At 61.5% G+C, this 21,562-nt stretch carries 27 protein-coding genes; 19 read left to right on the forward strand and 8 right to left on the reverse strand.

Annotation, left to right across the window (positions count from 1 at the left end; genetic code table 11):
* Nucleotides 1-336: 336 nt before the first annotated feature.
* From B9A23_RS18100 to B9A23_RS18175, 16 genes are all read left to right on the forward strand, one after another.
* Entirely contained in the window at nt 337-618 is a 282-nt protein-coding gene (locus tag B9A23_RS18100; RefSeq protein ID WP_139797548.1) for a hypothetical protein, read from the forward strand.
* Nucleotides 615-851 (forward strand): hypothetical protein, encoded by a 237-nt coding sequence (locus tag B9A23_RS18105; RefSeq protein ID WP_084280514.1) that lies wholly within the window; start codon nt 615-617, stop codon nt 849-851. The genes B9A23_RS18100 and B9A23_RS18105 overlap by 4 nt, the downstream gene beginning before the upstream one ends.
* The gene (locus tag B9A23_RS18110) at nt 848-1,300 is read left to right on the forward strand and encodes a terminase small subunit-like protein (protein WP_084280515.1); all 453 of its coding nucleotides are present in this window, start codon (nt 848-850) and stop codon (nt 1,298-1,300) included. Before B9A23_RS18105 ends, B9A23_RS18110 begins: the two co-directional genes overlap by 4 nt.
* Complete coding sequence (terL, locus tag B9A23_RS18115) at nt 1,269-2,777, forward strand: phage terminase large subunit (protein WP_217806624.1); 1,509 nt, start codon at nt 1,269-1,271, stop codon at nt 2,775-2,777. Before B9A23_RS18110 ends, terL begins: the two co-directional genes overlap by 32 nt.
* Nucleotides 2,778-2,818: 41 nt before the next feature.
* Complete coding sequence (locus B9A23_RS18120) at nt 2,819-4,216, forward strand: anti-CBASS protein Acb1 family protein (protein ID WP_084280516.1); 1,398 nt, start codon at nt 2,819-2,821, stop codon at nt 4,214-4,216.
* Complete coding sequence (locus tag B9A23_RS18125) at nt 4,213-5,367, forward strand: hypothetical protein (RefSeq protein ID WP_084280518.1); 1,155 nt, start codon at nt 4,213-4,215, stop codon at nt 5,365-5,367. Before B9A23_RS18120 ends, B9A23_RS18125 begins: the two co-directional genes overlap by 4 nt.
* Before the next feature lie 6 nt (nt 5,368-5,373).
* Nucleotides 5,374-5,823, forward strand: coding sequence for a hypothetical protein (locus B9A23_RS18130; protein ID WP_084280519.1), 450 nt, complete (start codon nt 5,374-5,376; stop codon nt 5,821-5,823).
* A 12-nt stretch (nt 5,824-5,835) separates the two neighbouring features.
* Nucleotides 5,836-6,873, forward strand: a complete 1,038-nt coding sequence (locus tag B9A23_RS18135; RefSeq protein WP_084280521.1) for a major capsid protein — start codon at nt 5,836-5,838, stop codon at nt 6,871-6,873.
* A gap of 8 nt (nt 6,874-6,881) precedes the next feature.
* Nucleotides 6,882-7,439 (forward strand): hypothetical protein, encoded by a 558-nt coding sequence (locus B9A23_RS18140; protein WP_084280522.1) that lies wholly within the window; start codon nt 6,882-6,884, stop codon nt 7,437-7,439.
* A 105-nt stretch (nt 7,440-7,544) separates the two neighbouring features.
* Nucleotides 7,545-8,036 carry a DnaT-like ssDNA-binding protein gene (locus B9A23_RS18145; RefSeq protein ID WP_084280523.1) on the forward strand — a complete coding sequence of 164 codons (492 nt, stop codon included), beginning with the start codon at nt 7,545-7,547 and terminating at the stop codon, nt 8,034-8,036.
* A 17-nt stretch (nt 8,037-8,053) separates the two neighbouring features.
* Nucleotides 8,054-8,446, forward strand: a complete 393-nt coding sequence (locus B9A23_RS18150) for a hypothetical protein (protein WP_084280525.1) — start codon at nt 8,054-8,056, stop codon at nt 8,444-8,446.
* Nucleotides 8,443-9,639 carry a structural protein gene (locus tag B9A23_RS18155; RefSeq protein ID WP_139797549.1) on the forward strand — a complete coding sequence of 399 codons (1,197 nt, stop codon included), beginning with the start codon at nt 8,443-8,445 and terminating at the stop codon, nt 9,637-9,639. Before B9A23_RS18150 ends, B9A23_RS18155 begins: the two co-directional genes overlap by 4 nt.
* A gap of 11 nt (nt 9,640-9,650) precedes the next feature.
* Entirely contained in the window at nt 9,651-9,836 is a 186-nt protein-coding gene (locus B9A23_RS18160) for a hypothetical protein (protein ID WP_139797550.1), read from the forward strand.
* Nucleotides 9,837-10,271 (forward strand): hypothetical protein, encoded by a 435-nt coding sequence (locus tag B9A23_RS18165; protein WP_217806625.1) that lies wholly within the window; start codon nt 9,837-9,839, stop codon nt 10,269-10,271. It abuts the gene before it with no gap.
* Nucleotides 10,271-10,714, forward strand: a complete 444-nt coding sequence (locus tag B9A23_RS18170; protein ID WP_084280530.1) for a phage tail terminator-like protein — start codon at nt 10,271-10,273, stop codon at nt 10,712-10,714. The genes B9A23_RS18165 and B9A23_RS18170 overlap by 1 nt, the downstream gene beginning before the upstream one ends.
* Before the next feature lie 39 nt (nt 10,715-10,753).
* Nucleotides 10,754-11,146: an SMP-30/gluconolactonase/LRE family protein gene (locus tag B9A23_RS18175; RefSeq protein WP_139797551.1), complete on the forward strand. Its 393-nt coding sequence runs from the start codon at nt 10,754-10,756 to the stop codon at nt 11,144-11,146.
* 2 nt (nt 11,147-11,148) lie between these two features.
* Here the strand turns inward: B9A23_RS18175 and B9A23_RS18180 are convergent, their stop codons facing one another.
* The gene (locus tag B9A23_RS18180) at nt 11,149-11,433 is read right to left on the reverse strand and encodes a hypothetical protein (RefSeq protein ID WP_084280532.1); all 285 of its coding nucleotides are present in this window, start codon (nt 11,431-11,433) and stop codon (nt 11,149-11,151) included.
* A 178-nt stretch (nt 11,434-11,611) separates the two neighbouring features.
* Here B9A23_RS18180 and B9A23_RS18185 point away from each other — a divergent pair, with 178 nt between their 5' ends.
* Both B9A23_RS18185 and B9A23_RS18195 read left to right on the forward strand, forming a co-directional pair.
* Complete coding sequence (locus tag B9A23_RS18185) at nt 11,612-11,848, forward strand: hypothetical protein (protein ID WP_139797552.1); 237 nt, start codon at nt 11,612-11,614, stop codon at nt 11,846-11,848.
* Nucleotides 11,849-12,225: 377 nt separating this feature from the next.
* Nucleotides 12,226-12,891 carry an extensin family protein gene (locus B9A23_RS18195; RefSeq protein WP_084280535.1) on the forward strand — a complete coding sequence of 222 codons (666 nt, stop codon included), beginning with the start codon at nt 12,226-12,228 and terminating at the stop codon, nt 12,889-12,891.
* 60 nt (nt 12,892-12,951) lie between these two features.
* Here B9A23_RS18195 and B9A23_RS18200 read toward each other — a convergent pair whose 3' ends face one another.
* The 5 genes from B9A23_RS18200 to B9A23_RS18220 all read right to left on the reverse strand — a co-directional run bounded on the left by B9A23_RS18200 (nt 12,952) and on the right by B9A23_RS18220 (nt 17,883).
* Nucleotides 12,952-13,572: a response regulator transcription factor gene (locus tag B9A23_RS18200; RefSeq protein ID WP_084280536.1), complete on the reverse strand. Its 621-nt coding sequence runs from the start codon at nt 13,570-13,572 to the stop codon at nt 12,952-12,954.
* A gap of 265 nt (nt 13,573-13,837) precedes the next feature.
* Nucleotides 13,838-14,602, reverse strand: a complete 765-nt coding sequence (locus B9A23_RS18205) for a proteasome-type protease (RefSeq protein ID WP_084280537.1) — start codon at nt 14,600-14,602, stop codon at nt 13,838-13,840.
* 50 nt (nt 14,603-14,652) lie between these two features.
* Nucleotides 14,653-15,465 carry a transglutaminase family protein gene (locus B9A23_RS18210; protein ID WP_084280539.1) on the reverse strand — a complete coding sequence of 271 codons (813 nt, stop codon included), beginning with the start codon at nt 15,463-15,465 and terminating at the stop codon, nt 14,653-14,655.
* A gap of 20 nt (nt 15,466-15,485) precedes the next feature.
* Entirely contained in the window at nt 15,486-16,433 is a 948-nt protein-coding gene (locus tag B9A23_RS18215) for an alpha-E domain-containing protein (RefSeq protein ID WP_084280541.1), read from the reverse strand.
* A 16-nt stretch (nt 16,434-16,449) separates the two neighbouring features.
* Nucleotides 16,450-17,883: a circularly permuted type 2 ATP-grasp protein gene (locus B9A23_RS18220; RefSeq protein ID WP_084280543.1), complete on the reverse strand. Its 1,434-nt coding sequence runs from the start codon at nt 17,881-17,883 to the stop codon at nt 16,450-16,452.
* A 184-nt stretch (nt 17,884-18,067) separates the two neighbouring features.
* Between B9A23_RS18220 and B9A23_RS18225 the strand changes: the two genes are divergently transcribed.
* The gene (locus B9A23_RS18225) at nt 18,068-20,128 is read left to right on the forward strand and encodes a molybdopterin oxidoreductase family protein (protein WP_084280545.1); all 2,061 of its coding nucleotides are present in this window, start codon (nt 18,068-18,070) and stop codon (nt 20,126-20,128) included.
* Here the strand turns inward: B9A23_RS18225 and B9A23_RS18230 are convergent.
* Entirely contained in the window at nt 20,125-20,916 is a 792-nt protein-coding gene (locus B9A23_RS18230; protein ID WP_139797557.1) for an alpha/beta hydrolase family protein, read from the reverse strand. The genes B9A23_RS18225 and B9A23_RS18230 overlap by 4 nt on opposite strands.
* Nucleotides 20,917-21,004: 88 nt before the next feature.
* Nucleotides 21,005-21,553 carry a DUF3617 domain-containing protein gene (locus B9A23_RS18235; RefSeq protein WP_176218060.1) on the reverse strand — a complete coding sequence of 183 codons (549 nt, stop codon included), beginning with the start codon at nt 21,551-21,553 and terminating at the stop codon, nt 21,005-21,007.
* Nucleotides 21,554-21,562: the final 9 nt, after the last annotated feature.

Raw genomic sequence — 21,562 nt, forward strand, 5'->3', positions numbered from 1 at the left:
GGCCGCATTGAACGCGGATTCCTGTGGCGCAACAGCGGCGAAGGCAGGGACGATCACGGGCTCCGTTTCGTCTCTGGCAACCCTAATGGAGTGGGCTGATATGAACCAGATAGGTTTCCGCAAACGCTCCGCAAACGACCCCTCGATTTCCGCAAACGCATATTACGATGTTCTAATAAAGCCCGGTTTTCCTACCGCAAACACACTTCAGGACCATTTCCGCAAACGACCGCAAACGCGACCGCAAACGACCGCAAACACACCCCTATGTATTACATACATAGACAGGCCCCGCCTTTGGCAGCGGCGGGCCTGTCCGATGAAGGGTCGTGGCCGGTGATCATCTTCACAACCACACCCAACATCGGAACCGTGCTCAAGCTCGACGGCCAAGAATTTGAGCTGGTGCGGGTTGAGCCGTATTTCCGTCTGGATGGCACACCATCGACGCTGCTCGTTTGGGAATCGACTTGCCCCGGATGTGCCAGCACTTTTGAGGTCAAGAGCGGTCTGAAAGCAAATGCGATCAACCGCCGGTGTGTTGGCTGTAAGCGCGTCGGAAAACCAGTTAGCGGCAAGCGGCGGCGCAAGGTCTCCGTCGAGGTCGTGTGCGCATGACCCACCTCACCCAATGGCTCAACCCCGACGCCTACTACACCGGCCCCGTCGACGCTGACCTGTCCACCCACACCGACCCCTTCGAAGCCGCGCAAGCCATCTTCGCCTTCACGACCGAAGCGAAGACCACGGACCGCACAGCCATGCGCACACGCTGGCCCGAATACCGCGGCAAGGTTCCGCCTGAGCTTGCTGCACAGATCATCGACGCGAATGAAGCGAGGAGTGCATGAAGACCATCCGGACAGATCGCGCGCGCGAGACGTTCATCGAGATGCTGGCTCAGACCTGCAATGTCTCGGAAGCCTGCCGCGCTGCGAACATCAGCCGCAGTGCTGCCTACCAATGGCGTGATGAGGACGCTGACTTTGCGGCTGCCTGGAAGGACGCCGAGGAGGCCGCTGCAGACCGCTTGGAGCGTGAGGCATGGCGTCGAGCTGTCGATGGCACAGACAAGCCGGTTACCTTTCAAGGCGTCATCACGGCGACCTACAAGGAATACTCCGACCGCATGCTTGAGATACTCCTCAAGGCACACCGGCCTGAGAAGTTTGTCGAGAGGGTTAGGAACGAACATACCGGTAAGAATGGCGGTCCGATCCAGACCGAGGACGTGACCACAGCGACCCTGATTGAGGAGGCAAAGCGCCTTGGGATCGACCCTGCCTCGCTCGGCCTCTGACGATCGTGCGGCACGCCTGTCCTTACTCTCGGCTGTCGTGGCCAAGCGCAAGGCCGTCGCGCTAGCACCCGAAGGCAAGCTGCTCGACTTCACGCGCTGGTACTTCCCGGAGCGTGAAGGCATGGAGTTCATCGAGGGGCCGCATCACCGCGTGATCGGTGACACCCTTGACCGTGTACTGACAGGAGAGATCACACGGCTTATCATCAACGTGCCGCCGGGCTACACCAAGACCGAGGCGGCCGTTGTGAACTTCATCGCCAAGGGATTTCATGTGAATCCCAAGGCGCGCTTCATCCACTCCACGTTCTCAGATGACCTTGCCCGCGAAAACAGCGACAAGGTGCTGCAGCTCATCGGGATCGAAGGTTATCAGTCGGTCAAGCCGGTCGAGATCAGGCATGACAGCAGCGCCAAGGATCGCTGGAAGACAACGGCGGGCGGTGGGATGCTTGCAAAGGCGGCGGGCGGTCCCATCACAGGCTTTCGTGCAGGCTATATGGATCGCTCGATCTTTACCGGCGCGCTGGTCATCGACGATCCTCTGAAGCCAGACGATGCGTTCTCGCCGACGAAACGCAAGACGGTCAATCAGCGTGCGACCAACACGTTCCGATCGCGTCTCGCCCATGATGACGTCCCGATCATCGCGATCATGCAGCGCCTGCACAGCGATGATTTTGCCGGGCACTTGCTGACAGGCGGCACCGGCGAGAAATGGCATCACCTCAACCTGCCGGTACTAATCAACAATGCTGAGCCTTACCCCGCCGAGTGGACGCACGGCATACCGATACAGCACAACCTGCCTGACGGGCCGCTCTGGAGCGAGAAGCACAGCGAGGCGGAAATCGAAGTGCTCAAGGCCGACGCCTACACCTTTGCCAGCCAGTACATGCAGCGACCGGTATCGATCGAGGGCGCTTTGTTCGATATGGGCGGGTTCAAGTGGTGGAACGACCTGCCGGTCTTCGACTACTACTCGGTCTATGCCGATACGGCGCAGAAGACGGGCGAGCGCAACGACTTCTCCGTGATCCAACTCTGGGGCCGTGCCGAGCATGGTATCTATCTCGTCGACCAGGTCAGAGGGAAATGGGGCGCGCCTGAGCTGGAGGAAACGGCACTCACGTTCTGGACCAAGCACAGGGGCAAGAACGTTCGCGGCTTCAACATCGAGGACAAGGCGTCCGGTACCGGCCTCATTCAAGCCCTGCGCAAAAAGGGCGTGCCCACGATCGGCATCCCGCGAGCCAAGGACAAGTACACTCGCGGTCTCGATGCGGCACCATGGATCGCGACAGGCATGGTGCACCTTCCTGCAAATGAACCGTGGACCACAGCACTGCGATCCGAACTCCAGATGTTCGACGGGCTTGGTACCGGATGGGACGACCAGGTCGACCCCCTCATGGATGCCATCGCCGACATGCTTGGAGAATTAAACTCCTCTGCTGGCTGGCTCCTCACAAGGTAATATTATTGCGCCGCGGCGCAATTTAACGTAACACATAGCGCATGGCTGCGCACAGTTCTATCATCTCGAACGTCTCGTCGGTTGTCCGCAGCCGATTGCAGCGTGCTTTTCCATGGGCCTACGGTGCCAACTCGAAGCACGATTACGCCGCGGACTATGGGTGGCCCGAGGAGCTCGACTTCCGCCACTTCCACCGCATGTACTCGCGTTCCGGTCTCGCCGCCGCTGCCGTTGACAAGACTGTTGCCAAGACATGGCAGACCATGCCGGCGCTCTGGGAATCGGACGAGCCGACCGAGAGCGAGATGGAGCAGACCATCCGCAAGCATTTTGCCCGACGCAAGATCTGGCGGGCACTGATGGATGCAGACCGGCGCTCGATGGTCGGATGCTATGCCGGTGCCATCATCCTGCTACGCGACGGCCAGAAGCTGGATCAGCCGGTCGGCGCGCTGGCGAAGGGCGTGCAAAGCGTCGTCGGCATCATTCCAGCTTGGGAGGGTCAGTTGACCGTCGTCGAGTGGGATACCCTCGAAACCAGCGACACCTATGGCGAGCCGCTCTATTTCCAGTTCGATGAGCAGGCTGTCTGCGGCAATCAGGCGACCGGTAAGGGCCAGGTCCGCATCCACCGTGACCGCGTCCTGATCTGGTCGGATGACGGCACCGTCAATTGCCGCTCGGCATTGGAGCCGGGGTTCAATGACCTCACCGATGCAGAGAAGATCAAGGGCGCCGGCGGCGAAGGCTTCTGGAAGTCGGCGCGCGGTGCACCGATCATCGAGGCCCCCAAGGGCGTGTCAGCACAAGACGTGCAGCGCGGCTTGAATGCCGCAACGCCTGCCGAGGTCATCGACAAGCTGAACGAGCAAGTCGACGATTTTCAGTCCGGCTTCGACAAGATGCTGATGCTCGGTGGCTTCAGCGTCAATCCGCTCACCATCTCGCTACCCCAGCCCAAGGAGTTCTGGGAGCCGTGCGTCCAGTCCTTTGCGGCATCGATGAGCATCCCCGTCAAGGTCCTCATCGGCAACGTGACTGGAGAGCGTGCCAGTACCGAAGATGCGCGGGAATGGGCGCAGACCAATATGTCTCGCCGCGAGAACCGCGTCCTGCCCATCCTGCACGAGTTCGTTGACCGCCTTGTCAGGTGGGGTGTGCTCGAAAAGCGTGACTGGGTTGTGGGCTGGGCCGACCTTACCGAATCCTCGCCGTCCGAGAAAATGGACCTCGCCACCAAGATGGCGACCATCAACTCGACGCTCGGAAACGAGCCAGCATTCCTGCCCGACGAAATCCGCGAGACCGCAGGGTTCAAGTCCGCCGACGATGTCGAGGGCTTTGCCGAATACCTCGCTGAGCGTGAGGGTCGCGCCGAGGACGCGATGACGGAAGCGGACCCAAGCGGAACCGAACAGCAACAGGAAGCTCAGTCATGAACAAGCAAGTCCGCCTGAATCTCAGCACTGTCGTCAACGCCAGCAAGATTCGCAGCGAGAAGCGCAACGGCCGCGACGTCATTATCGTGCCGAGCGCCACTCTGCCCGACAACATCGTGATGAACGGCAGCGGCGGCTCGATCCTGTACCCCAAGGATGAGATCGAGAAGTCGTACAAGGGTCTGGAACGCACCCCTGCCCCGCTCGGTCACCCAACGGTCAATGGCAAGTTCGTGTCAGCCCGCGATCCCGAGGGACTGACGCAGGGCTGGATCGGTGCCTGGAACGAGAACGTGCGCCGTGAGAATGGCCGCGTTCTGCTCGACAAGGTCATCGATGTCGAAGTCGCCAACCAGTCGGCGGGCGGCAAGGCCGTGCTGGCCGCGATCGAGAAGCAGCAGCCGATCCATACCAGCACCGGCATCCTGATGATGCTCGAAGTCGCCAACGCCGCCGACCACCAGTTCATCGCGCGCGACATGATCTTCGACCACGACGCAATCCTGCTGACGACCCCCGGTGCGGCCACCCCAGAGCAAGGCGTCGGCATGTTCGTGAACGCCGCTGGCGACGAAATCGAGGTGATAAACAACACCTTAGATGACGCCATCGAGCAGGAGGTGACGTGGGCGGCAGAAAGCATCTTGCGCGCTGTTGAAAGAAAAGAACAAAAACCGTTGCTAGAACAACTCAAAAGTTTTATGATGCGGATCATTCAGGGCGACCCGATGCCCGACACCACCGGGGGCGTTTCCCTGAACTCGGAGCATGAAGAGATGGATAAAGCTCAGTTTGATGCGCTTCTGGCTAAGGTGGACGCCCTTGCCGCTGCTGGTCCGGGGCTGACCGAAGAAAAGGTCGTCGAGATCGTCGGCAACGCGCTCAAGCCTGTGACCGATGCTCTGGCTGCACAGGCCAAGTCAGATGCCGACAAGGCCAAGTCAGATGCCGACAAGGCCGAGGCAGACCGTCTCGCTCTGGTAAGCCAGGTCGTTGAGGCCGGTCTGCTCGAACAGGCAGTCGCCAATGAAGCTTCGACGCCAGTGCTCAACGCGCTGCTTGCCAAGCCCAAGGCCGCCTTCCGCGTCAACGGTGCCTACAAGCCGTCGACTGACAAGAAGCCCGCGTTCATCGCGCCTGCTGCGGAGTGATCTGACATGGCACGCTACAACAAGATTTTTGCAGGCCCGGCGCAGGAGAACCTTCCGCAGGTTCAGGAGCGTATCTGCCCGACCGCCGTGCTTCCCGGCACCGCTCTGGTGGAAAACGGTTCCGCATTCGCTCAGGCTGGCGCCAACGCGCTTGGCAAGGTTTACATCGCGCAGGACAACTATCTCGCGCAGAAGGACACAGACACCGCGTGGCCTGCTGGTGACCGCATCGTCGGCATGGAGACGCTCGACGAGCTGTTCTTCAATGTCCGCGTGCCTACCGGCACCAACGTCGCACGCGGATCGCTGCTGACCACCAACTCTGCCGGCAAGTTCGTGATCGCCACGACCGGCCAGCGCGTCATCATGGTCGCGGAAGAGGCCTACAACAACACGTCCGGTTCGGATCAGCTTGTTCGTGCACGTCGTGCGCAGAACATGCTGGCCGCAGCTTAAGGGGGAAGCGAAATGCGTTACTTCGATCAGCAGTTGATCGCAAACCACCCCCGCGAGCACGGCGTGTGGTGGGACGATGTCAGCGCCGAGCGCGAGTTCTTCCACCAGACCGAGGACGCCCTTGCGGCTGTTTCCAACGCCGCCTCTGTCCTGCCGCGCGATGCATGGCTCGACATGGACAACATCACTCGCCGCGTCATGCGTGCAGATGAGGGTGCCGTATGGATGAACGACCTGATGCCGTTGGCCAAGCCGGTCAACATCGGCAAGCTCGTACACCTCAACCGCGTCTCGTCCGATGCCGGCACGGTAGTTCGCAGCATGTCGGGTCAGGTCCCGGTTCCGCTCGACAAGGTGGTCTACGACTACCGTGGCACCGTCGTTCCGATGTTCCACACCGGATATGGCCGCGAATGGCGCGAATGGAACAGCCAGCAGTCGGAAAACTTCGATTCTCTGGCAGACGATCAGGAAGCGCACACCGCCAAGATCAAGCGCGACCAGGCGCTCTATGTCTTGAACGGCGATACCTCCATCGTGTTTCAGGGCTACACTGGCTGGGGCATCCGCAACCACCCGCTCTCGAAGTCGATCAACATCGGCGCTGGTGGCGCGAATATCAACCTCACCACCGCGACGGCCGACCAGCTCGACGCGTTCTTCACCGGTGCTTTTGGCGCGATGCTCGATGCCAACTACATCACCGGCAAGGTCAACATCTACATCTCGCCCGACATCGCGCGAGCATGGGACAAGGCCTACTCTGGCGCATCGGGCTTCAAGAACGGCACCATCATGCAGTTCCTGGCCACGAACCGCCGCATCAACAAGATCGATGTCTCGTACGAACTGAGCGGCAACGAATTCTTCGGGTTCGTGCCGAACGCCGAGTACATCCGCCCGCTGGTTGGCATGGCCGTCAACACAATCGCCATGCCGCGCACCCACCCGCGCAGCAACTACCAGTTCGAACTGGCAGGTGCTCTCGGTCTGGAAATCCGCACCGACTACAACGGTCGTGGCGGCGTGTTCTACAGCATTAGCGTCTGAGGTGGGCCATGAAGACCATTCGCATCACTGGATCCGGAATTTTCGGTAACCCCACCGAAGACAATCCGACCGGAGAGTACCCGATCGGATATGAATTCGAGACCGCCTCCGACCTGCCCGCTGGATGGGCTGGCCGTGCTGTCATCGTTGGCGAAGAACCCAAGCAAGGCTCAGAATTCGTCGTCAACGATAACGATGACAGCGATGTGGGAAAGGCCCGTCGCGAGGTCATCGAAAAGGCTGAGGCAGAGTTCAAGCGCATTCGCAGCAGCTACGACGCCCAGGTGCAGGCTCTTGAAGCCCGTGCGAACAAGGCTGAGGCTGATCTGCAGCTTGCCAATGAGCAGATCGAGGCCCTGAACCTCAAGCTCAAGGCCAGCGAAGCGAATGATGCCGCCACGGCGGAAGAGATCGCATCGGCCATCGCTCTGCTCGACGCCAAGACGGACGCACACTGGACCGCTGCGGGTCTGCCTGCAGTTGATGCAGTTGCGGAACTGACCGGTAAGGCCGTCACCCGCAAGGCAATCGAAGAGGCTGCGCCGGACGCCAAGCGCCCCGCATAATCCTTTCGTCACAGGAGCAAGGCCGTGGCCCTACGACACTACCCAATAGCTGTCGCGGGCGCCACGGCCTTCTTCGTTCCACCCCAATCGCAGGAAAGCTAGACCATGGCAGCCTACGGCACCGACGAAGGCTTTTCGGATTGGCTCGACGAGCAAGGTTACAGGCTGCCTACTGGGGTGTTTCCTGCCGTCCTGCGCGCGCGGGGCAGCACCTATGTGGACAGCTACGAGGTCTACTGGACTGGCTCCCGTGCTGGTGGCGCCATGCAGGAACTGGGCTGGCCACGAGTCAATGCCTTCATGAATTGCATCACCGCTGTACCGGCTGACGCAATTCCGCCGGCTGTGATCACTGCCTCATACCGTGCGGCATGGCTTGAAGTGGAAACCCCCGGCGTTTTGGCCGGTCCGGTCACGACACCTGGCAAGCGGGTGAAACGGCAGAAGGTGGATTCAATCGAGCGCGAGTTCTTTGACGATGGCGCGGCCAAAGTCGGATCGGCAACGGCGTTCATAGACCCGATCATCGATAGCCTGTTGCGACAGTTCATTTGCGACAGAAGCGCAGGCGCATTCATCTTCTCGCTCGGTAGCTAGGACGGGGTACGCAGACCATGCCCGACTTCTATTCGGAGATGGCAGACGTTGCCCGAGATATCCTTGCTCCAACTGATCAGGATGGGCTTGGGCAGGGCACCATAGCCCTCGTCCGCTACACCTCTCAGACAGAGTTCGAGCCATGGGAGTTGCCTGCCCCACCCTCGCGCGAAGTCACCCCTCTGAATGGGGCGGCACGTGGTGTGGGCAAGGAACTGATCGGCGCGCCTGTCGAGAACGGCGGCCAGATCGTGTCCAATGACCTCACTGTGATTGTTGCCCCGTGGGGTGGTGAGGTTGAGCCAGGCCAGGTTCTCGAGCTCGACGGTAAACCGGTGACCATCCTCAAGGTCGAGAGCATTCCTGCGGTTGGTACGACGTGCGCAGTGCGCTTCGTGGTGCGCCGATGACCGAGATTATTCTCGCCCTTATCGCGCTTCTGGAGCCGCGCCTGCGTGCCGCCTTCCTTGAGGCCATGCTTAGCCTTAGGAGCGGAATCAACTACCAGGCGCTTGAGGAAGCTCTTCGCGCCAGTGACATCGATGCCGCGATAACTGCGATGAACATCGATCGAGCCGCCTTCTCGCGATATGTCATTGAACGCCAGAGCGCGTTTGCGGAGGCTGGTACAAAGGTCTCCGCCGAGATCACCAGACAAAGGGCCGCAGCGCAGCCAAAGCGCGACAGGTCCATGCCTGTATTGCGGTCTCCGATCCTGACGCCGCCCGAACCCGCTGGTCCATCACGCCCAACTGAGCCGCCTGCACCGCCTACACTGACGGCACCAGGTGGCGGAGAGGTCATTTTCCGTTTCGACATGACCAATCCTCGCGCCGAGGAACGCATCCGCACCGAGGCAGCGACACGCATCGCCGGTTATGTTGACGAGCAAGTCGCAACAGCCCGTAAGGTCATCGCTGACGGTTTCGCGCGCGGCGAAGGGCCGCAGACCATTGCCACCGACATCGCTGGAAGGGTCAACCCGCTGACCGGACGCCGAGAAGGCGGCATCGTTGGTCTATCGGATCCGCAAGTCGAGTACGTGGATAGCATGCGGACCAGACTGTTGTCCGGTGATCCGGACGAGATACTCAAGGTGTTAGGCCGCTTCAAGGACGGGAAATGGGTTGAGGGCACCGGCATGACGCTGCGCGACCGCCGTTTCGACCGCTCGATCAAGAAGGCCATCAGTGACATTGCTGCTGGAAAGCCAAACCCTCTGTCGCGCGACAAGATCGACGAGATTGCGGCGAAGTACTCTGACCGGCTGCTCGCCCGCCGCGCCGAGGATATCGGGCGTACTGAGACAGCGCAGGGCGTCATGGCCGCTCGGGCCGAGGCGACGCAACAGGCTCTCGACAAGGAAGGGCTGACTTCTGATGCCGTCACCAAGACCTGGCGACATCGAGGCGGCGTCAGACATGCCCGTGACTGGCATCTAAGCATGAACGGCAAGAAGGTGGTCGGGCTCGATACCCCGTTCTTCATGCCTGACGGTACCGTGATGCTTCACAGTCACGATCCACAAGGCGGCGTCCGGAACAACGTCAATTGCCGCTGCGATACCGACTTTTTCATCGACTTTGCGCATGGTCTTAACTGAGGAGAATGACGATGGTTTGTGTTGATTGCGAGGAACGCCGCAAGGCACTGCGTGACGCCATTATGCATGGCAAGATGGCGGAGGCGGTCAATCTGACGGTCGGCGGCCTGCGTGAGATGATCGGTTTCAAGACGGCTGATGCCGACAGCGAGGCCGACGAATCCGCTCCGGCAAAGACGGCAGCGAAGGCAAAGTAAATGAGCGCATCAGCGTGGTCGGGCAAGAACCCGTCAGATTGGGCAGAGCAGACCGACAGGCTCCTGACCGCGCTTTTACGCAACAGCGTGCAGGATCTGGCACAGGTTGCCGCCAAGACCATTCCCGAGGGCGGCAACGTTCCAGTCAAGACGGGCAATCTGGCGCGATCTGTGGTTGTTGATAACAAGCCGCCCACAGTGATTGAGGGGCTTGCGACTGGTGACTATTCGCTCGGGATCGCGAACATCAAACCCGGCGAGACCGTCTACGTTGGCTGGCAGGCGGCGTACTCACGTCGCATGAACTACGGGTTCGTCGGCGCCGACAGTTTAGGCCGCGTCTACAACCAGGCAGGCTTTGGCTTTGCAGAAGCTGCCGCAGCCCAATGGCCAGCGATTGTTGCTAGGCAGGCGGCGGCATTGGGAGGCAAGTGATGCCATCGATCGAGACAACTGACTGGCTGGCCATTAAGGCGCGCCTTGATGGCCTTGTGACCGTTCCTGAAATGTCGTGGTTCGAGCCCGGCGCATTGGTGACGCCACCAAGCGACGCGTCTGGCCCCACCCCTTTCATTCTGGTCTCTGACATCGTCAACGATCCGGTCCGGATTGGCATCTCGGCTCGCGGAGAGTCGGGTGTCGATCATATCCGATCCGGGACCCTTCTACTCACAGTGCAGTGGCCTATTGCCCGCCCAGTAACTCATGCGCAGTTGCGCGAGGTGGCGGGCCAAATCGCTGCCCATTTCAGCGCAGATACCCGTATGAGCTATGGCTCTTCAAAGCTTCGAGTACAGCAGGACGCGACCGTCGTGCAGCCCTACGTCGAAGGGGCCTACAGGGTCAGCATCGTTCGGGTGTCCTGGCGTTCAGTTTGACGGGTGGCCAAGCAAGGCGCGTGATGGCATCTATGCGCGATGAAATCGACTCCGCTCCTCGCTATCGCATTGATTTCGACAGCTTCGGTTGCCGGGCCAGAGACTGATTTTCCCCACCGCAATTGGGGAAAGATTGCTACTCTGGATATGAGTGTTGCGGATGCTTCTGCATGCATTGCGCGCGCCATGGATCGCGAAGGCTCGGTTTTGGTACTACCCGTGGACGGCGGCAATGATATTGATTTCAGCCCCGGCGGGCTTTTTGGCACAACCACGAACGAGCCGATCCTGCGATACAAGGTGCGAGCCGATGGCTCTGTCTCAACCATGCAGCTCTTCTACCGCCATCCCGTAAGCCAGAAGCTGGCGGGGCGTTATGTTGAGAAGCTCCAGAAGCGCTGCCTCAAGGTGCGCCAGATCGATGCGGCGTAACGTTATCTGACGAACTGATGGGTATACCCGACTGCGTTACCCTTGCCATCCGACAGGATTGCATAGTGGTAACCGGACCGGCCAGAGGTCTTGATCCACTGGTACAAGCGACCTTCGGCAGTCACTGATATCGAGTTGGGATAGCCGACGCGGGCAACGATATCCTTCATGGGCATGCCTCGAATGTCGCCGAGTTTCTGAAACTTACGGGCGCCATTACCCGCCCGGAGCACGCCCCATATGATGGGCACAGTCAGCACCGCCGCCGCAATCAACACAAATCCCATTAACGACTCCTGATTTTTGCTGCAAACTTCCCCATCGCGTGGAGCTTGTCCAATCGATGCGCGTCACGAACTAATATTACCACAATGCGCACAACTATTGCGTAAACCTAGCCTGTGTTGTAATGTTCGGTCACGATGGAGCAGCCCAGACGTGATGTGGGCCACAGGAGTGTTGAACATGGCATTGCAGGCTGTAGCAGGGTCGAAGATCTACATCGGGACGCGCGTTGCGCCGAAGTCGGCCGTTTCTCTGGCTGATTTCACCGCTCAAGAAGCGGCTTGGACCGAGATCAAGGGCTGGACGCAGAGCGGTGCGCTCGGTGACACCCAAGAGATCATTTCCCAGAACGTGATCAGCGAAGGGCGTAGGCGGACTCGCGATCACTACCGCCCGGCACCACGGCTAAAAAACTGATGCATGGCATGCCGTACTGATGGCGTAAGGTGCGCTCCCTCAGCCGAGGATTGCCGGTCGATCCGATTTTAATTCTGCGGCTCGGCGCGCCCCAAAAATAGCAGTACCCCTCAGGGCCAACCCAAGGGCCGCGAGTGGTCAGCAAATGGTCAGCAAATGCTTGTTTGTTCGCCATTGATTCACGCTCCGTCTTTCCGTCAGATGACGGTTTGTCGGCGTTTCAGATGGCGTTTTCTCGTTTACACCGAGAGGGTCGGCGGTTCGAGCCCGTCAGCGCCCACCATTTCCCGGCATCCCTTTCTTCTCCGCCCACCTCATCCAGCACGCCTCGCCGCAGCGTTAACGTTCTGGAAACCATAGCCTGCCAATTTTTTGGCATGGAATGGCGCGCGATCACGATCGTTGGGCTTACCGCCCTTCTGGCAGGGTGCATCGGTTCGCCCGAACCGCCCCGCGGCAAACCCGGGCGCGGCACCGCCGCTGCGATAACCCAGACCCCACAAGGGCGCGCCTGCCTTGCCAGCCTTGGCCAGGCGCGGGCGAGCTTTACCCCGCTGGCCGACCAGTACTACGGTGCGGGTTGTTCAACGCTGGGCTCTGTCAGGCTTGCGGCTTTGCAGGGCGATGATGGGCGGCTGGATATTGCGAACCTCGGCCCTGTAACCTGCCCCGTCGCTGCGGCCTTGCAGGGTTGGGCCCGCTTCGGTGTCGATCGCGCCGCCCGGCAGATCCTGGGCAGTCCGCTCGTGCGGATCGAGACGATGGGCAGCTACTCCTGCCGCAATGTGGCCGGGACCAACCGCCTCTCGGCACATGCGACCGCCAATGCCGTCGATGTCGCCGCGTTTCGTCTGGCCGATGGTCGGCGCATTGCCATTGCGGCTGACTGGAATGCCTCTTCACCGCAGATCCGCGCCTTTCTGCGAACGGTCCGCGACAGCGCCTGCAAGCGTTTCGGCACGGTCCTCACGCCCGATTACAATGCCGCCCATCGAGATCACCTGCATCTCGAACCTGGTGGCCTCAAACCCTTCTGCCGTTGACAACAAAAAAGGCGGAGCATTTCTGCCCCGCCTTGATGAACGGTTGATCTGCGTAGCTGCTCAGGCGGCGACGTCGTCCAGTCCGGCAGCTTCGATACGCAGACGCACGGCTTCTGCGGCATGGCGGGCACCAAGCTTGCCCATCATCTTCATGCGGTGAATTTCGACGGTGCGCGGGCTGATGTCTAGTTCACGCGCAATGGCCTTGTTGCTGCAACCTTCGGCAAGACGATCAAGCACTTCGCGTTCGCGAAGCGACAGGCGGGAGATACGCTGGCGGGCTTCGGCTGCACGGGCGCGCTGGGCGCGATAGGCATCCGCTTCCTTCGCCGCGCGGGCCACGGCTTCGTTGAGCGGGCCGATCTGCGATGGCATGGCGAGGTAATCGAGCGCGCCCGCCTTGATAGCGCTCACCACGGCTTCGGTCCGCGGTGCCTCTGAAATGGCTACCACTGGCAGCCATTGCCCGGCGCGCATCATCGAAGCGATCAGATGAGCGATGCCCTCGCCGACCGGCTCGTCATGGGCCAGGACCAGCCCCCCGGACGGCGCGTGAGACAGCAGCTCATCCGCGCTGGAATAGATCTCGGCATGATGCCCGGCTGCGAACGCGAGGCGTGCGAGCTGGGCCCTGCGGGCGGAATCCTCATCAAGGATGTGGAGTGTGACACGATCAACCATGGGTGGCATTAATGCTGTCAAACCCGCGCATGACCACAAGGGTTAGTTTCGGAATGAACCGAAACTGAACTGGCGCATGCCCTTGGTACAGGATTCTCCTTAGGAAGATCGCTTCGGGAACGGATGCAATCGTTGTGATTGGTTTTGCGCCATTGTGGCACGAAATAGAATCAGATGGTTAAACCGGCAAAAGCGGGCCAATCTGGAAAGCTAGCGTTAACTATGATCGGCGCTGATGCCGGGGCTGAATTGGCCGATTCGCGGTTCAGTGGCCCGTTTCCCGTTCACCATCCGCACCGAAGGAATAGTCGGGCAGCGAATGAAACGCCTGGCGCAGGGCTTCGCTCCAGCTTGACGAAATGGCCTTGAAGTAGGGATCGCTGGCAAGGATGCGGCGCTGGTGCAGAGGCTCGAAGCGGTCGCGCTCCATGATCATCAGGTCGAAGGGCAGGCCGACCGAGAGATTGGCCGCCAGCGTTGAATCGAACGAGACCATCATGAGCTTGACCGCATCCTCGAAGCTCATCGACCGGTCATAGCCCCGCAACAGGATCGGCCGGCCATACTTGGTCTCGCCAATCTGGAAGAAGGGCGTGTCAAAGCTGGCCTCGATGAAGTTGCCTTCGGGATAGACCATGAACAACCGCGGTTCCATGTCGCGGATCTGCCCGGCCACGATCATCGACGCGGTAAAGCGCGGTCCCTCGCCGCGCATGCCGCCCTCCTGCCGCCCTTCTATGACGCCGCGCAGCAGATTGCCCACAGTCGTGGCCACCTGGAACATCGTCGGCGTCTCGAGGATCGACGGGCGCCTGTCGCTCGGCGCCTTGTTGCGTTCTTCAAGCTGCGAGATCACCGCCTGCGTCGTTGCCAGGTTGCCGGCGGTCATGATCGTGATCTGGCGCTCGCCCGGCACCGACCAGTGGAACATCTTGCGGAACACCGAGATGTTGTCGACGCCGGAGTTCGTGCGGGTGTCGCTCATCAGGACCAGCCCCTTGTCGAGCACCATTCCCACGCAATACGTCATCGCCTGCCCCGATTTCCTCCGCCCGGTCCCGCTATCGAGTCCGGGAGGAGCTATTGTTCCACACGCTGTTGCTCGACGGCAAGCGTCACATGCAGGCTTTCGCCGCGCGCACCGAACCTTATCCCCGTGATTGGCGCCGCGTCGCGATAATCGCGCCCCGTGGCAACACGGACATAGCGGGCATCGGGGCTGATCCCGTTCGAGATGTCGAAGCCCACCCAGCCCAGTCCCTCGACAAACGCTTCCGCCCAGGCGTGGCCGGCGTCCTGCTCAACGCGGTCGTTCATCATCAGGTATCCGCTGACATAGCGCGCCGGAATCCCCAGCGACCGCGCAGCGCCGATGAACACGTGCGCATGGTCCTGGCACACGCCGCGGCCCGCCGCCAGCACGCCCTCGGCGGTCGTCGCGGCATCGGTATGGCCGGTCGAATACTCCACCCGTTCCCGGATCAGCGCCGAAAGCGCGTGGAGCATCGGCAGGGTATCGCCGCCCTGCGCAAGGCCTGACAGCAGGGATCGCATGCGTTGCCCTGCCTTGGTCAGGTCAGTCTGCTCGACGAACTGCCACATCGGCAGGAATCCGGCGTGCTTGCCGATGATCCCGGACTGGTCGTTGGTGTCGACCACTCCCTCGCAGCGGATCGTCACCTCGCTCACGCCCGGCTCAAACGAGATCAGCGAGACGTGATTGCAATTGGGATCGTCATATTCGACCTGCAGACGGGCACCTTCGAAATGCATCTGCCAGTCAAGGATGCGCTGCCCGGAAGAAGACTTGGGCTTGAGCCGCAGACGTTGCAGACCTGCCGCGACCGGGCCGGAAAAAACATAGTGCGTCGTATGATCGATGGCGAGGCGCATGGGCTGTCTTTTCCGGAAGCTCAGTCGATGAAGCGGTAATCGCGCTGCACCTGCATGGCCAGAGCGGTATTGTTGCGAATGAACGTGCCGATGAATTCATGCAGGCCCTGTTCAAAGATCGCATCGATGGTGATCTGGTGGAACTGGCAATCGGCATCGCGCAGGATTTCGTGGCAATGCATCTCGGTGCCGTATTCCCGCGCCAGGCTGGCAAGGTTCGATCGCAGCTTGGAATAGCAGAACGCCAGGCTGCGCGGGAAGCGCCCGTCCAGGATGAGGAATTCGGCAATACCGCGCGGGTCCATGCGACCGGCGTTGAGCCAGCGATAGGCCCGTTCGCCCGCTACAGAGCGCAGCACGTTCTCCCACTGCACGTTATCGAGGCTCGATCCGACATAGGATACCGACGGCAGCAGCACGTAATACTTCACGTCGAGAATGCGCGCGGTGTTGTCCGCCCGCTCGATGAAGCTGCCAAGCCGCGCGAAATTGTAGATCTCGTTGCGCAGCATCGTGCCTTCCATGGCGCCGCGTACCTGCGTCGATTGCCGCCTCACGAGATCGAGCACATCGCCGAGGCGCGTCTCCGACACCGGCCGCGCCAGCGCTTCCTTGAGCCGCATCCAGCCGTCATTGACCGATTCCCACACCTCGCGGGTGATGCCGCCACGGACCATGCGCGCATTGGTGCGCGCCATCTCGGTCATGTTCAGGACACTGCCGGCGTTGTCCTTGTCGCGCAGGATATAATTGAAGACGTGGGCGCCGGTATATTCGGTTCCGTAGCGGGTCTCGTAGCCGGGCCGAAGACCAAGCGTCACGATCAGCGACCGCCATTCATCCGAAGCGTCCGAAGCATCGCGCGTCAGCGCCATGCGGAAGCCCGCTTCGATGAGGCGCGAGATATTCTCCGCCCGCTCCAGATAGCGGAACAGCCAGAAAATGCCGTTTGCAGACCGTCCTAACATGCGAAATCCTTGGGCATCAGTCGTCCAGAACCCAGCTGTCCTTGGTGCCGCCGCCCTGCGACGAGTTCACCACCAGCGACCCTTTCTTGAGTGCCACGCGGGTCAGCCCGCCAGGCGTGATATCGACGCCATTGGGGCTGACCAGAACGAACGGGCGCAGATCGACATGGCGCGGCGCAAGCCCGGCCTTGGTCAGGATCGGCACCGTCGACAGCGACAGCGTGGGCTGCGCGATATAGTTTTCGGGCTTGGCGCGCAGCTTCGTCTCGAAAGCCGCCAGTTCCTTGCGCGACGAGGTCGGCCCTATCAGCATGCCGTAGCCGCCAGAACCGTGAACTTCCTTGACGACGAGTTCGGCTAGATTGTCGAGCACGTACTTCAGCGATTCCGGTTCGGCGCAGCGCCAGGTCGGCACATTCTGCAGGATCGGCTTTTCGCCAGTGTAGAATTCGACGATCTCGGGCATGAACGAATAGATCGCCTTGTCGTCGGCAATCCCGGTGCCCGGCGCATTGGCAATGGTGATGCCGCCGGCGCGATAGACATCCATGATGCCCGGCACGCCCAGCACGCTGCTTGGATTGAACGAGAGCGGGTCGAGGTATTCATCGTCGACCCGCCGATACAGCACGTCGATCGGTTCGTAGCCGCAGGTGGTGCGCATCGCGATCCGGCCATTCTCGACGCGCAGATCGCTCCCTTCCACCAGTTCCGCGCCCATCTGGTCAGCCAGGAAGGCGTGTTCGAAATAGGCGGAATTGTAGATGCCCGGCGTCAGCACCGCCACGACCGGCTTCTTGCCGTCGCAGGCCGGCGGCGAAGATGCGGCCAGGCTGCGTGCCAGGCGGCGCGGGTAGTCCGACACCTCGCGCACTCGCACGCGCGTGAAGAGTTCCGGGAACATCGCCATCATCGTCTCGCGGTTCTCCAGCATGTAGGAGACCCCGGACGGTGTGCGGGCATTGTCTTCCAGCACCATGAAATCATCCTCGCCCGTGCGGACAAGGTCGATCCCGACAATGTGGGTATAGACCCCGCCCGGCGGCGTGAAGCCGACCATTTCGGGCAGGAATGCCTCGTTGTTCCTGAGCAGGCGCGCCGGCATGCGGCCCGACCTCACGATCTCCTGGCGATGATACAGATCATGCAGGAAAGCGTTGAGTGCGCGCACCCGCTGTTCAATGCCGCGCGACAGCTTGCGCCATTGCTGCGCAGTGATGATCCGCGGCACCATGTCGAAGGGAATGAGGCGCTCCTCTGCGTCCTCGTTGCCATAGACATTGAAGGTGATACCGGTGCGGCGGAAGAAGGCCTCGGCCTCGCTGCCCTTGCGCCTAAGAAGATCCGGCGGCTGCTCGTCGTACCAGTTGCAGTACCCTGCGTAGGCAGACCGCACCGAGCCATCGGCGTTAAGCATCTCGTCATAGGACGAGGGCGAGTTTGTTGTCATAGGCACATCCCGTCTGTGCCCCAAGCTTGCACAACGCATCCGCTTTGCCAAGCACGCCCATGCTGCACCTGCGAAATAATTTTGCACCACTGTGACGGTGATGATCCGCCAAGCAATTCCACTTGCCTGCAGCGCTCCGGAATGAGACTTAATCGCTCAACTAAAAGTGCCGGGAGAAACAGCGATGCCTCAGGTCCATCACCGCACCTGCCATATCTGCGAAGCCAATTGCGGCGTTCTGGTAGAGGTCGAGGCGGGCAAGGTGCTCTCGATCAAGGGCGATCCTGCCAATCCCCTGTCGCGCGGCCATATCTGCCCCAAGGGCACCGCGCTGCAGGATCTGCAGGAAGATCCCGACCGCCTGCGCAAGCCGCTCAAGCGTGTCGGATCGCAATGGCACGAAATCAGCTTCGAACAGGCCTTTGCCGAGATTGGCGAGAAGACGCGCGCCATCCTCGCGCGCGATCCTGCCAGTTCGGCGATCTACGTCGGCAATCCCAACGCCCATTCCTATGGCAACGCGCTCAACATCGGCTTTCTCGAAAAGGCGCTGCGGACGAAGAACAAGTTCTCGGCCAGCACGGTCGACCAGATGCCGCACCAGGTCGCGAACCTGCGCCTGTGGGGCCACGCCAGCATGTTCCCGATCCCCGATGCAGACCGCACGCAGACGCTGGTCATCCTCGGCGGAAACCCGATGGCCTCGAACGGCTCGCTATGGACCGTCCCCGATTTCCGCGCCCGCATGAAGGACCTGCGCGCGCGCGGCGGCGAACTCGTCGTGATCGACCCGCGCCGCACCGAAACTGCAAAGATCGCCGACCGCCACCTGTTCATCCGTCCGGCCACCGACGTATTCTTTCTCGTTGCCCTGCTCAAGGCGGTCATGGCCCGGAAGCCCCACCACCCGGTGCAGGACTTCGTCACCGGCCTGGCCGAAGTCGGCGCGCTGATCGGCCGCTTCGATGCCGCAGCCTGCGCCGCCGCCTGCGCGATCCCGCTTGGCGAAATCGAAAGCCTTGCCGATCGCTTCGCCAGCGGCCCCGCCGTGCTCTATGGCCGCATGGGCACAGCCACGCAGACGCATGGCACGCTCAACGCCTGGCTTGTCTCATTGATCAACATTGCATCCGGTCAACTGGACCGTGAAGGCGGCTGGGTCTTCGGCAAGCCGGCGGTCGACACGCTCAGCGCCCTGCCTCCCGGTTCCATCGGCAAGCACGCCTCGCGCGTCTCGGGCCATCGCTCCGTCCTCGGCGAATTTCCCGCCGCCGCGATGGCTGAGGAGATCGAGACGCCGGGCGATGGACAGGTCAAGGCGCTGTTCGTGGTCGCGGGCAACCCGGTCCTGTCCACGCCCAACGGCACCCGCCTGGCCAAGGCCCTTGAGTCGCTGGAACTGATGGTCTCCATCGACATCTACCGCAACGCGACCAGCGCCCACGCCCATTACATCCTGCCCCCGACCGGCCCGCTGGAGCGCGATCACTACGGCCTGTTCCTCCTGCCGATGGCCGCCCGCACGATCGCGGTCTATTCACCTCCGACACTTCCCCAGAGCGATGGGTCGCTGCACGACTGGGAGATCCTGCGAGGCCTCGCGAGCGCGATCAGTGGTGAACCGGTGCAGGCGCCGACCCCGCGCGAGGCGCTTGACGGGCTTCTCCGCACCGGTCCCTATGCACTTACGCTCGAGCAGGTCGAATCCCACCCTTCAGGTATCGATCTGGGCCCGCCACCTGTCGGTCACCTACCCGAGACCTTGCGAAACCCTGACAAGACCATCGATGTCGCCGTGGACGAGTTCATGGCGGCTCTCTCTGCGGTGGAAGTGCCTGAGATCAACCCCCTCGACACCTCGCTGCGTCTGATCGGCCGGCGTCATTTGCGCACCAACAACTCCTGGCTTGCCAATAGCCGCCGGCTCATCAAGGGCCCGGATCGCTGCACGGTGATGATGCACCCGACCGATGCCGAACAGCGCGGCATCGCTGATGGCGCCGCCGTCACGGTTCGTTCAAGTGCCGGGGAAATAAAGCTTTCCGCCGAAGTGACCGAGGACATGATGCCCGGCACCGTCTCCATCCCACACGGCTGGGGCCACGGCCGCCCCGGCGTCGCCATGGCCAACGCGCTCGGCAAACCGGGCGTCAGCGTCAACGACCTGACTCTGAATGAAATTGACCCCCTCTCCGGCAACGCCGCGCTCAGCGGAATCGCGGTGGAGGTCGAAGCGGCTGCCTAGTAAGCCGCCACCAACCGCTTGAGCATTGCCGCGACATCGGGGTGTGCGGCAAAGCCCAGGTGCGTGCAACGCATTGGAATCGCGAGGTCTCGCTCCCCCTTGCGGCCGCAGGAGGACCGGGGCGAGACGATGCCGTCGCGGGCGCTCCACAGCGCCACGGTCGGCACGGGCGGCTTGGCTGCCATGTCCTGCCCGATTGGCGGCTCGTCCACCGAATGGCCAGCGATCAGCTGATAGGCGCGCCAGGCGTTGTTGGCACGGCGGTCACCGGAAAAGGGCGTGCCCATGGTGACGACCAGTCGCACGGCTTCGGGATGGCGCTTGGCAACTTCGCGCGCAAAAATGCCGCCGAGGCTCCAGCCGACCAGCACCAGCGGCTCGCCTTCCTTCCGCGCCATCGTCAGCACCCGTTCGCACAGGCGGTCGAAGCGGTCCTCGGTGGGACCGAAGTTGAAGCCCAGCCCCCAGTCACTGACGCGATGCCCGGCAGCCTCCAAGGCGATGCGCAACGGCTTCATCCGTGCCGGATGCGTGCCGAATCCGGGCAGCAACATCACAGCGCGCGATTCTGGCGCTTGCTCATCCATCGCACGGTTCCGGCGCGAGGCCTGCCAATGTTCGACCGGGGTGCGCAATTCACCCAGCAGCGCCTGCCATTTCGGTCCGCGAACGTCGGCCGGGCGTGGCTGCAGGGCAAGGCTTCCGCGCCGCGCGATCTCCTCGCGCAGCAGCGAAAGCCGCGCCGTCGCCTGCCCAAGTCCCGCCGCACGCTCGTGAAGATTGAACATCATTGCCATTGCCTGCGCGCTATCGACCTAACCGCCGATGAACGCCAGCATTTGGCAATTGTTTCAAATTCGCGTCAAGAAAGGGCAGTCAACTCTGCTCGTCGCCCTTGCAATCGCCCTGGTGCTTCGAGGTCAGCCCCATCTGCATCACCATCTGCTTGCCGTTGGGCGCGGTGCCGTTGAGATCCATGGTCATGTCATAGGTATCGGGGCTGTAGGTCCCGGTGAGCGTCATCGTGGCGGCATTGCCAGTGTCAGCGCCGGTGCCCTTGCAGGTCATCGTTGCATCGATCTTGCCATTACCCATGGTGAAGGTGTCGTACTTGCAGTCCTCACCCTGCTGGCCAAAGAACTTGCCGCCGGGTTTTTCCGCCTCCTCCTTGGTCAGACACGACGCGAAGGTGCGGGTTTCCCCGAGCATCTTCTGCATCGCCGCCTTGGCTTCGGGCGGCATGCCTTCCACTTCGAACTTCTTGAACTGCATGGTCAATTCCCAGCGACCGGGATTGAGCTTCATGCCTGCGTCCGCCACAGACTTCGCCACTTCCGCCGTGCTGGCGTTCTTCTTCTCGACCGTTGCGCCATCGTTGCAGGCGGCGAGCAAGGCCAGCGGGACCAGGACAACTGCAGCACGCATCGTACATTC

This window comes from Novosphingobium sp. B1 (assembly GCF_900176395.1).
In the GTDB taxonomy this organism is placed as follows: Bacteria; Pseudomonadota; Alphaproteobacteria; order Sphingomonadales; family Sphingomonadaceae; genus Novosphingobium.

Excerpts from the sequence above, each read along its gene's own strand:
- B9A23_RS18105 (WP_084280514.1), top strand. The coding sequence starts at position 615 with ATGACCCACCTCACCCAATGGCTCAACCCCGACGCCTACTACACCGGC.
- B9A23_RS18110 (WP_084280515.1), top strand. The coding sequence starts at position 848 with ATGAAGACCATCCGGACAGATCGCGCGCGCGAGACGTTCATCGAGATG.
- B9A23_RS18120 (WP_084280516.1), top strand. The coding sequence starts at position 2,819 with ATGGCTGCGCACAGTTCTATCATCTCGAACGTCTCGTCGGTTGTCCGC.
- B9A23_RS18125 (WP_084280518.1), top strand. The coding sequence starts at position 4,213 with ATGAACAAGCAAGTCCGCCTGAATCTCAGCACTGTCGTCAACGCCAGC.
- B9A23_RS18130 (WP_084280519.1), top strand. The coding sequence starts at position 5,374 with ATGGCACGCTACAACAAGATTTTTGCAGGCCCGGCGCAGGAGAACCTT.
- B9A23_RS18135 (WP_084280521.1), top strand. The coding sequence starts at position 5,836 with ATGCGTTACTTCGATCAGCAGTTGATCGCAAACCACCCCCGCGAGCAC.
- B9A23_RS18140 (WP_084280522.1), top strand. The coding sequence starts at position 6,882 with ATGAAGACCATTCGCATCACTGGATCCGGAATTTTCGGTAACCCCACC.
- B9A23_RS18145 (WP_084280523.1), top strand. The coding sequence starts at position 7,545 with ATGGCAGCCTACGGCACCGACGAAGGCTTTTCGGATTGGCTCGACGAG.
- B9A23_RS18150 (WP_084280525.1), top strand. The coding sequence starts at position 8,054 with ATGCCCGACTTCTATTCGGAGATGGCAGACGTTGCCCGAGATATCCTT.
- B9A23_RS18155 (WP_139797549.1), top strand. The coding sequence starts at position 8,443 with ATGACCGAGATTATTCTCGCCCTTATCGCGCTTCTGGAGCCGCGCCTG.
- B9A23_RS18160 (WP_139797550.1), top strand. The coding sequence starts at position 9,651 with ATGGTTTGTGTTGATTGCGAGGAACGCCGCAAGGCACTGCGTGACGCC.
- B9A23_RS18165 (WP_217806625.1), top strand. The coding sequence starts at position 9,837 with ATGAGCGCATCAGCGTGGTCGGGCAAGAACCCGTCAGATTGGGCAGAG.
- B9A23_RS18170 (WP_084280530.1), top strand. The coding sequence starts at position 10,271 with ATGCCATCGATCGAGACAACTGACTGGCTGGCCATTAAGGCGCGCCTT.
- B9A23_RS18175 (WP_139797551.1), top strand. The coding sequence starts at position 10,754 with ATGAAATCGACTCCGCTCCTCGCTATCGCATTGATTTCGACAGCTTCG.
- B9A23_RS18180 (WP_084280532.1), bottom strand. The coding sequence starts at position 11,433 with ATGGGATTTGTGTTGATTGCGGCGGCGGTGCTGACTGTGCCCATCATA.
- B9A23_RS18185 (WP_139797552.1), top strand. The coding sequence starts at position 11,612 with ATGGCATTGCAGGCTGTAGCAGGGTCGAAGATCTACATCGGGACGCGC.
- B9A23_RS18195 (WP_084280535.1), top strand. The coding sequence starts at position 12,226 with ATGGAATGGCGCGCGATCACGATCGTTGGGCTTACCGCCCTTCTGGCA.
- B9A23_RS18200 (WP_084280536.1), bottom strand. The coding sequence starts at position 13,572 with ATGGTTGATCGTGTCACACTCCACATCCTTGATGAGGATTCCGCCCGC.
- B9A23_RS18205 (WP_084280537.1), bottom strand. The coding sequence starts at position 14,602 with ATGACGTATTGCGTGGGAATGGTGCTCGACAAGGGGCTGGTCCTGATG.
- B9A23_RS18210 (WP_084280539.1), bottom strand. The coding sequence starts at position 15,465 with ATGCGCCTCGCCATCGATCATACGACGCACTATGTTTTTTCCGGCCCG.
- B9A23_RS18215 (WP_084280541.1), bottom strand. The coding sequence starts at position 16,433 with ATGTTAGGACGGTCTGCAAACGGCATTTTCTGGCTGTTCCGCTATCTG.
- B9A23_RS18220 (WP_084280543.1), bottom strand. The coding sequence starts at position 17,883 with ATGACAACAAACTCGCCCTCGTCCTATGACGAGATGCTTAACGCCGAT.
- B9A23_RS18225 (WP_084280545.1), top strand. The coding sequence starts at position 18,068 with ATGCCTCAGGTCCATCACCGCACCTGCCATATCTGCGAAGCCAATTGC.
- B9A23_RS18230 (WP_139797557.1), bottom strand. The coding sequence starts at position 20,916 with ATGTTCAATCTTCACGAGCGTGCGGCGGGACTTGGGCAGGCGACGGCG.
- B9A23_RS18235 (WP_176218060.1), bottom strand. The coding sequence starts at position 21,553 with ATGCGTGCTGCAGTTGTCCTGGTCCCGCTGGCCTTGCTCGCCGCCTGC.